Source organism: Streptomyces sp. NPDC048483 (assembly GCF_040651455.1).
Lineage (GTDB): Bacteria > Actinomycetota > Actinomycetes > Streptomycetales > Streptomycetaceae > Streptomyces.
The window spans coordinates 1-8,841 of sequence record NZ_JBEZJZ010000191.1 but is presented as its reverse complement, the minus strand read 5'-3'; the positions used below and the strand labels follow the sequence as shown (position 1 = coordinate 8,841).

At 72.5% G+C, this 8,841-nt stretch carries 8 protein-coding genes; all 8 read right to left on the bottom strand.

All coding sequences use genetic code 11. From position 1 onward, the window contains the following. Positions 1-171: 171 nt before the first annotated feature. On the bottom strand, positions 172-828 hold the full coding sequence (locus AB0D04_RS41410; protein ID WP_362712579.1) for a response regulator transcription factor: 657 nt from the start codon (positions 826-828) through the stop codon (positions 172-174). Next, the gene (locus tag AB0D04_RS41405; RefSeq protein WP_362712580.1) at positions 825-2,141 is read right to left on the bottom strand and encodes a histidine kinase; all 1,317 of its coding nucleotides are present in this window, start codon (positions 2,139-2,141) and stop codon (positions 825-827) included. The genes AB0D04_RS41410 and AB0D04_RS41405 overlap by 4 nt, the downstream gene beginning before the upstream one ends. A 164-nt stretch (positions 2,142-2,305) precedes the next feature. Next, complete coding sequence (locus AB0D04_RS41400) at positions 2,306-3,136, bottom strand: alpha/beta hydrolase (RefSeq protein ID WP_362712578.1); 831 nt, start codon at positions 3,134-3,136, stop codon at positions 2,306-2,308. Continuing rightward, the gene (kynU, locus tag AB0D04_RS41395) at positions 3,133-4,383 is read right to left on the bottom strand and encodes a kynureninase (protein WP_362712577.1); all 1,251 of its coding nucleotides are present in this window, start codon (positions 4,381-4,383) and stop codon (positions 3,133-3,135) included. Before kynU ends, AB0D04_RS41400 begins: the two co-directional genes overlap by 4 nt. Next, positions 4,376-5,281, bottom strand: a complete 906-nt coding sequence (locus AB0D04_RS41390) for a tryptophan 2,3-dioxygenase family protein (RefSeq protein WP_362712576.1) — start codon at positions 5,279-5,281, stop codon at positions 4,376-4,378. The genes kynU and AB0D04_RS41390 overlap by 8 nt, the downstream gene beginning before the upstream one ends. Before the next feature lie 188 nt (positions 5,282-5,469). After that, on the bottom strand, positions 5,470-5,883 hold the full coding sequence (locus tag AB0D04_RS41385) for a DUF3151 domain-containing protein (protein WP_362712575.1): 414 nt from the start codon (positions 5,881-5,883) through the stop codon (positions 5,470-5,472). Between the two features lie 41 nt (positions 5,884-5,924). Beyond that, positions 5,925-7,481, bottom strand: coding sequence for an MFS transporter (locus AB0D04_RS41380; protein ID WP_362712574.1), 1,557 nt, complete (start codon positions 7,479-7,481; stop codon positions 5,925-5,927). 120 nt (positions 7,482-7,601) lie between these two features. Then, positions 7,602-8,624, bottom strand: a complete 1,023-nt coding sequence (gene fbaA / locus AB0D04_RS41375; protein WP_362712573.1) for a class II fructose-bisphosphate aldolase — start codon at positions 8,622-8,624, stop codon at positions 7,602-7,604. Positions 8,625-8,841 lie beyond the last annotated feature (217 nt).

Sequence of the window (8,841 nt, the reverse complement as noted above, 5' to 3'; positions counted from 1 at the left end):
CCCGCCCAGGCCCGTACGGGTGTTGCCACCGCGATCCGCCGTCTGAAGGGCACCGTCCTCCTCGTGCCGCCGGCCGCCGGGGCGGCCCTGTGGACAAAGGTGCGGGCCGACCCGGCGGGTGCGGCGCGGCGCCACGGCGGCCGGTGCGGTGATCTCCGCTGCGCGGGGCGGTCAGCCGCCCGGCGTCACCAGCCGCGCCTCGTACGCGAACACCGCCGCCTGTGTCCGGTCGCGCAGACCGAGCTTCACCAGAATTCGGCTGACGTGGGTCTTCACCGTCGATTCCGCGACGACCAGATGCTCGGCGATCTCGCCGTTCGAGAGTCCCTGGGCGACCAGGATCAACACCTCCGTCTCCCGTTCCGTCAGGTCGCCGATGCGTTCCTGGGCGGGGGCGCGCGGGGTGCCGAGGCGGGAGAATTCGGAGATCAGGCGCTTGGTGACGGTGGGGGCGAGGAGGGCCTCGCCGGAGGCGACGATGCGGACGCCCTCGGCAAGCTGGCCGGCCGAGGCGTCCTTGAGGAGGAAGCCGCTGGCCCCGGCGCGCAGCGCTTGGTAGACGTATTCGTCCAGGTCGAAGGTGGTCAGCACCAGGACCTTGGCCTCCGCGTCGGCGGCCACGATCTCGCGGGTCGCCTCCAGGCCGTTCATCTCCGGCATCCGGATGTCCATCAGGACGACGTCCGGCTTGAGCACCGCGACCTTGTGCACCGCCTGGCGCCCGTCGACGGCCTCGCCGACGACCTCGATGTCCGGCATGGCGTTGAGCAGGACGGAGAAACCCTCGCGGACCATCACCTGGTCGTCGACGATCAGTACGCGGATCATGCCGTGCTCTCCCCTGCTGCGTTCGCCGCCGAATTCGTCACGGGAATGAACGCCGCGACCTCGAAACCGCCGTCCTCGGTACGGTCGGCCGTCATCTCACCGCCCAGCATCTGCACCCGCTCGCGCATCCCCAGCACACCGTGCCCGGCGCCCGGCGACGGCTTGGCCAGCCGGCTCGGGGCGCCGTTGATGATGCGCAGGCCGATCCCGCCCAGCACGTACGAGATCTCCACCCTGGCATCGGCACCCGGCGAGTGCCGCAGGGCGTTGCTCAGCGCCTCCTGCACGATCCGGTACGCGGACAGCTCGACGCCCTGCGGCAGCGGTCTGGGCGCGCCGGTGATCACGGCCTCCACGGTCAGTCCCGCGCTGCGGACGCTGTCGAGCAGCGCGTCGAGGCTGGCGAGGGTCGGCTGCGGAGCCTCCGGGGCGCCCTCGGCGAACGCGTCCGGGTCCTCGGAGCGGACCACGCCCAGGATCCGGCGCAGTTCGGTGAGCGCGGCCACGGCGTTCTCGCGGATCGTCGCGAAGGACGTGGCCAGCTCGGGCGGGGTGTTCTCGACCCGGTACGGGGCGGCCTCGGCCTGGATGGCGATCACGGACATGTGGTGGGCGACCACATCGTGCAGCTCGCGGGCGATGGTGGCGCGCTCCTCCAGAAGCGTGCGCCGGGACCGCTCCTCGGCGGTGGCGGTCTGGGTCTCGACGACCTGACGGCGCTCCTCGCGCCAGGCGCGCACCGCCGCGGCGGCGACCAGCACCAGGCCGGAGAAGAACGCCACCGGCGGCACATCGCCCGGACCGCTTCCGCTGAACGCCGACAGCACGGCCGACACGCCGAAGGTCACCAGCCACATCTCCACCGCCAGCCGCGGCCGGGTCCGCAGCACCACGAGGGTCATCACGGCCAGGTGGGTGGGGAAGGCCGCGTCCCCGAAAGGACTGCCGTACGGGGAGAAGGCCGTCGTGGCGAACCACCCCACGACCACCGCGAACAGCGAGATCCAGTAGGCACCCACCGGGCGGAAGAGCGTCAGCGCGGGCGGGGCGGCCACCAGCAGGCAGTAGCCCGCCGCCAGGAGGCCCCGCACCGGGCCGATGCCGTAGCTCATGGCGAAGGTCGCGAGGAAGACCAGCACCGCGAAGCCGCCCACGATGAAGTGCGGCAGCCAGCGCGCCCAGTGCCGGATCCGCTCGGGCAGCCAGGGCACCCACCGGGACACCTTGGCGTCCTCCAGCGGCGGCATCGGGCGGAAGGCGAAGGCATCGACGAACAGGTCCTGGCGCAGTCGGTGCAGCGCGCCATGGGCTATCCGGGCCTCTGAGCGCAGGGTGCTCTCCGAACTGCCCTGCGGCGGGGTCGTCTCTTTCACCCTGCCAACGGTAAGCAGTGGCGAACGCTTTGGCGTCCCCACCAGTGGGGATCCACGAGTGTCCGTCTTGAGTACTACGGGGGCGGAGCGGGCCGCCGCGCAGGTCAGCCGGTGAGCAGCGCGGCGAGCAGCGTGCGGCAGGCCGGGGTCCCGGGGGTGACCGGGGCGTAGTGGCCGACGCCCGGCAGTTCCTGCAGGTCGGCAGCGGGGTGCGCGGCGACGTAGCGGCGCGAGATGTCCAGCGGGACGTCCTGGTCGTCGGTGCCGTGCAGGATCGTGACGGGGATGCCGGCGGGCGGCGGGTGGCGCAGCGGGTCGGCGGCGGCCAGCCGCTCCGCGAAGCCGAGCCCGGCACCGGTGCCGGGCCCGTCGCAGGTGCCGGGCCCGGAACCGCCGCCCGGCCGGTCGCCGCCGAGGAGCTCGGCGACCGCGCCGCCGCTCAGGCCCAGCTCATGGGCGCGGGCGAGGTCGGCGACGGGCGAGACGGCGAGCACACGGCTGACCGGCGTGCCGGGGCGGGCGGCGGCGAGCAGCGCGAGATGACCGCCCGCGGAGTGCCCGATGAGGACGAGGCCACGGCCCGCCCCTGCAGCCCCGGCGCCCGCTCCCGCCTCGTACGCCACCGCCCCGACCGCCGCCGCCACGTCGTCGAAGGTCTGCGGCGCGCCCCCGCCGGCCCCCACCCTGCGGTACTCCACGAGCGCCACCGGCAGCCCCCGCCCGGCCAGCTCGGCGGCCAGCGGCGAGAGATGACGGCGGTCGTACGGGGCCCGCCAGAAGCCGCCGTGCAGGAGGACGACCGGCGGGCCGGAGCCTGCGCCCCACGGCCCGTACAGATCGATGACCTGGTCCGGATGCGCCCCGTAGGCCACCGTCCGGACCGGCGCCACCGGGGCGAGCCCCAGCAGCGCCGACTCCTCGTCCGGTGCGCTCACCCGCCGGCCCCGGCGGCCTCCGGCAGCGCCCGCAGCACCTCACCCAGCACCCACGCCGCCCGCTCCGCCTCCGCGAAGGAGGTGTACAGCGGGGTGAAGCCGAAGCGCAGCACATCGGGCCGGCGGAAGTCGCCGACCACCCCGCGCCGGATCAGCTCGCCCATCACCTCGGCGGCACCGGAACACTCCAGCGACACCTGGCTGCCGCGCCGGCTGTGGTCGTACGGCGTGACCGAGCGGACCCGGCCGGGCGGTGCGTAGGCGGCGACGCATTCGAGGAAGAAGTCGGTCAGCGCCAGGCTCTTGGTGCGGACGTCCTCGACGGAGACGCCGTCCCAGACGTCCAGCGCCGCTTCCAGGGCGAGCAGCGACAGGATGTCGGGGGTGCCGACCCGGCCGCGGACGATGCCGTCGGCGGGGGCGTAGTCGGGCGCCATCCCAAACGGTTCGGCGTGCGAGTTCCAGCCGGGCAGCGGCGAGTCGAAGCGTTCCTGGAGGCTCTCGCGCACATAGAGGTACGCGGGCGAACCGGGCCCGCCGTTGAGGTACTTGTAGGTGCAGCCGACGGCGAGGTCGACGCCGTACCGCTCCACTCCGACCGGCAGCGCGCCGGCGCTGTGGCACAGGTCCCAGACGGCGAGCGCTCCGGCGGAGTGCAGCGCGGTGGTGATGCCGGGCAGGTCGTTGAGCGCTCCGGTGCGGTAGTCGACGTGGTTGACCAGCGCCAGGGCGGTCCGCTCGGTGACCTCGTCGGCGATCCGTGCGGGCTCGACCGGGCGCACCGCGAGGCCGGTCATCCGGGCCGCCGACCTGGCGATATAGCCGTCGGTCGGGAACGTGGTCGCATCGACGAGGATCTCCGTGCAGCCCTTTCCGGCCATCCGGATGCCGCCGACGACGGCCTTGAAGACGTTGACGCTGGTGGAGTCGCCGACCACGACCCGGCCGGGCGACGCCCCGATGAGCGGTGCGATCTTGTCGCCGATCCGCTCGGGCGCGGTCCACCAGCCGGACTCGTCCCAGGAACGGATGCGCAGCTCGCCCCATTCGCGGGTGATGACGTCGGCTATCCGGCCGGGCACCGCACGGGGCAGCGCGCCCAGCGAGTTGCCGTCGAGGTACACCGTGTCATCGAGGGCGAAGCGGTCGCGGATCGTCGCGCCGAGCGGGTCGGCGGCGTCCAGCTGCCCGGCCTGCGCGGCGTGTTCGCGGGTCTCGGAGGTGTGGTTCTCGGGGTTCTCAGACATGGCTGCGCGCCGTCCAGAGCTCGGGGAAGACGTTCTTACGGGCCCGCTTCTCCAGCCAGGCCACGCCCGCGGAGCCGCCGGTGCCCATCTTTGAGCCCATCGCCCGCCGGGTCGCGACGAGATGGTCGTTACGCCATCGCCACACCAGTTCGCCGACGTCGGTCAACGCCTCGCCGAGGCGGACGAGTTCGGACTCCTGGGAGCCGGCATAGATCTCGGCCCAGGCGGCCTCGACGGCCGGGTCCGGCTCGTAGCGCAGCGCCGGGTCCCGCTGGAGTACGGCCTCGGGAACGGCGTGACCGCGGCGCGCGAGCAGCCGCAGCACCTCGTCCCACAGGCTCGGCTCCTGGAGCGCCTTCTCCAGCTCGGCGTACTCGCGCGGCGCACCTCGGTGCGGCACCAGCATCGACGCGGACTTCTCGCCGAGCAGGAACTCCAGCCGCCGGTACATCGCGGACTGGAATCCGGAGCCCTCGCCGAGCGCGTCGCGGTAGGCGTTGAACTGCTCCGGGGTCAGCCGGGCGAGCGGCTTCCAGGCGGCGTTCAGCGCCTCCAGCTCGTACGTGGAGCGCCGCAGCGCATCCATCGCCACCGGCAGATCTTCACGGCGCAGCGCAGCGGCGGCGGTCTGCCACTCATGGACGATGACCGTGAACCACAGCTCCATGACCTGGGTGGTGACCAGGAAGGCCATCTCCCCGGGGTCGTCGGAGAGCGGGTGCTGGAGGTGGGTGAGGACGCCGGCCTGGACGTAGTCCTCGTAGGGGGTCGTGGTGGTGCTGCCGATACTCAGATCGGGGGCGAACGGCGCATCCGCTGTGGTTTCACGTGAAACAGTGCCGCCGCATACAGCGGGAGAGCCGGAATCGGCCGGCAAAAGCGGAGATGGCTGCGACATGAGGGACTCCTCAGGTGCGAACTACCGGGTAGCGGTCCGCTCCTTCCTTGTCGGCTCGGGAGCCCCGGTCCCCTCGGGCGCGGTACGACCCGGCCCACTGAAATCATCCGTGCTGTTCTCCGGCCGCGCAAGGGCCGACCGCGATCATGCGGCCGGCCCTTGAGATCTCTGCCGACAGCCGACGGCCGTCAGGACAGCGTGTCGGCCGCGGTCGGCGAGGAGTCGCGCAGGAACGCCGAGCAGCGCTCGTACTCCTCCTGCTCGCCGATCGCCTGCGCGGCGCGGGCGAGGGCGTGCAGCGCGCGCAGGAAGCCGCGGTTGGGCTCGTGCTCGAACGGCACCGGGCCGTGGCCCTTCCAGCCGGCCCGGCGCAGGGCGTCCAGACCACGGTGGTAGCCGGTGCGGGCGTACGCGTACGACTCGACGGTCCGGCCCCCCTGGAAGGCGTCGTCGGCGAGCTGCGCCCAGGCCAGCGAGGAGGTCGGGTACTTCGCGGCGACGTCGGACGGCGCTGTGCCGGCGGCGAGCAGCTCGCGGGGCTCGGGGTCGTCGGGCAGATGGGTCGGGGGCGGTCCCCCGAGGAGGTTCTCGTGAATGGACATGCCTCAAGTCTGCCTGGTCCGCGTCCCGGCCCGCCTGCCGGTCACCTCTCGTCCACGGCCCGGCGCCGGCTCTCCCCCGGATCCAGCGGCGGTGCGCTCGTTCCGCAGTGGTACTGGCACTCCGGGTGACACGGCTCCGGCCCCGCCGGCGCGGCGCCGCGCAGCACATCGGTCCGTACGGTCAGCCAGGCGATCAGCGCCCCCGCCAGCAGAATCACGGCGCACAGCAGCATGGCGCGCTGGAAGGCGGCGGCGAACTGGTCCGCCGAGCGGTACGCCTCCGGTCCCATGCCGGCGAGCAGCGGCAGCGCGGCGACCGCCACCAGGCCCGCGGCCCGCGCCGCCGCGTTGTTGATGCCGCTGGCCAGGCCCGCCCGGTCCACCTCGACCGCCGCCAGCACGGTCGCGGTCAGCGGCGCGACCAGCGTCACCATGCCGATGCCCAGCACCACCAGCGCGGGCAGCACATCGGCCGGATACGACGCATCGGCACCGACCCGCGTCATCAGCAGCATCCCGGCGGCGCACAGCACCGGCCCCACGGTGAGCGGAATCCGCGGCCCGATGCGCTGGCCCAGCTCCCCCGAGCGGGCGGACAGCAGCAGCATCAGCACGGTCGTGGGCAGCAGCGCCGTACCGGCCTGGAGCGCCGAGTAGCCCGCCACGACCTGGAGCTGGAGCACGGAGAGGAAGAAGAAGCCGCTGAATGCGGCGTAGACGCAGACCGTCACGGCGTTGACGGCGGTGAACTGGCGGATGGCGAAGATCGCCGGCGGCAGCATCGGATTCGCCCGCCGCCTCTCGACGCGGACGAACACCGCCCCGAGCAGCAGACCGATCACCGCCGGCACGATCACCCCGGGCGACGCACCCCCGTCCGGCGCCGCAATCAGCGCATATGTCACCCCGGCCAGCGCCAGCGCCCCCAGCAGCGCACCCGGCGCATCGAACCCGCGGTGCTCGCGCACCGCCCGCTCCCGGGTCTCGGGGACATGCCGCAGCGCCACCGGCACACAGACCGCCGCCAGCGGCACATTCACGAAGAACACCCAGCGCCAGCCCGGACCGTCCACCAGCCAGCCGCCGATGAACGGCCCGACCGCCGCGGCCACCCCGCCGAGCCCCGACCAGGCGCCGACCGCCCGCGCCCGGTCGTCCGGATGGAAGACCGCCTGCATCAGCGCCAGCGAGCCCGGCGTGAGCAGTGCTCCGCCGACGCCCTGGAGCGCGCGGGCCGCGATCAGCACCGCGGCGTTCGGCGCCAACCCGCACAGCAGGGAGGCCACCGCGAACCACACCACGCCGATCACGAACACCCGCCGCCGGCCGTAGAGGTCGCCGAGCGCGCCACCGAGCAGGATCAGCGAGGCGAGGGTGAGCATGTACGCGGTGACGGTCCACTGGAGGACCGCCAGATCCGCGTTCAGATCCCGGCCGATGGCGGGCAGGGCGACATTGACGACCGTGCTGTCGAGCATCGCCATGCCGGATCCCAGCACGGCCGTCGTCAGCACCCACCGGCCCCGCCCGGAGGCCAGCCGGACGTCGCCGGGAGCGCCCGATGCCTTCGGTACGCGCGGTGCACTCCGCTCGCTCATACGGCGAGCATGCCCGGATCGGCGTCCGCCCGCCCGGCGGGGGGACGGCGGCTCCCGCCCGGCCAACGCAAAGGGCCCCGCATCCCGGAGGATGCGGAGCCCTTCCGAGCCGCAGCGGGCTTACTTGATCTTGGTGCCCGTGGAGCGCAGGTTGGCGCACGCCTCGGTCACGCGCTTGGCCATACCGGCCTCGGCCAGCTTGCCCCAGCTGCGCGGGTCGTAGGTCTTCTTGTCGCCGACCTCGCCGTCGACCTTCAGCACACCGTCGTAGTGACGGAACATGTGGTCCGCGACCGGACGCGTGAAGGCGTACTGGGTGTCGGTGTCCAGGTTCATCTTGACCACGCCGTTCTCCAGCGCGGTGGCGATCTCCTCCTCGGTGGAGCCGGAGCCGCCGTGGAAGACGAAGTCGAACGGGGCGGCCTTGCCGTACTTGGCGCCGACGCCCTCCTGCAGGTCCTTGAGCAGCTCGGGGCGGAGCACGACATTGCCCGGCTTGTAGACGCCGTGGACGTTGCCGAAGGAGGCGGCCAGCAGGTAGCGGCCCTTCTCACCGAGACCGAGCGCCTCGGCGGTGCGCAGCGCGTCGTCGACCGTCGTGTACAGCTCGTCGTTGATCTCGTGGGTGACGCCGTCCTCCTCGCCGCCGGTCGGGGTGATCTCGACCTCGAGGATGATCTTGGCGGCGGTAGCCTTGGCGAGCAGCTCCTGGCCGATGGCCAGGTTGTCGGCGAGGGTCTCGGCCGAGCCGTCCCACATGTGGGACTGGAAGAGCGGGTTCAGACCCTTGGCGACGCGCTCCGCGGAGACATCGAGCAGCGGGCGGACGTAGCCGTCGAGCTTGTCCTTGGGGCAGTGGTCGGTGTGCAGCGCGACGGTGATGTCGTACTTGGCGGCCACGACGTGCGCGAACTCGGCGAGCGCAACGGCGCCGGTCACCATGTCCTTGTTGTACTGGCCGCCCAGGAACTCCGCACCACCGGTGGAGATCTGGATGATGCCGTCGCTCTCGGCCTCGGCGAAGCCCCGCAGCGCGGCGTGCAGCGTCTGCGTCGACGTGACGTTGATGGCCGGGTAGGCGAACTTGCCTGCCTTCGCCCGGTCCAGCATCTCGTTGTAGACGTCGGGGGTTGCGATGGGCATCTGTCCGCTCCTTGTGTATGCGGGTGTGCGTTCTTGGCCCTGACCAGGGGGCGAGGACTTCGCCGGAGCCATCTTCCCAGACTCGCCGGTCGGCTCCGCATCGCCCATCCGGCCTTCATGCAAAAGGGCGGTCGGTTTCACGGGAAAACGAACGCCCGCTGTGTAAACCGCAGGTCAGAGCCGTGACACTGCCACCCGGACCGTGCTCAGCCCAGGC

Coding starts and splice junctions, on each gene's coding strand:
- AB0D04_RS41410 (WP_362712579.1), bottom strand. CDS start 828: ATGATCCGCGTACTGATCGTCGACGACCAGGTGATGGTCCGCGAGGGT.
- kynU (WP_362712577.1), bottom strand. CDS start 4,383: ATGTCTGAGAACCCCGAGAACCACACCTCCGAGACCCGCGAACACGCC.
- AB0D04_RS41390 (WP_362712576.1), bottom strand. CDS start 5,281: ATGTCGCAGCCATCTCCGCTTTTGCCGGCCGATTCCGGCTCTCCCGCT.
- AB0D04_RS41385 (WP_362712575.1), bottom strand. CDS start 5,883: ATGTCCATTCACGAGAACCTCCTCGGGGGACCGCCCCCGACCCATCTG.
- AB0D04_RS41380 (WP_362712574.1), bottom strand. CDS start 7,481: ATGAGCGAGCGGAGTGCACCGCGCGTACCGAAGGCATCGGGCGCTCCC.
- fbaA (WP_362712573.1), bottom strand. CDS start 8,624: ATGCCCATCGCAACCCCCGACGTCTACAACGAGATGCTGGACCGGGCG.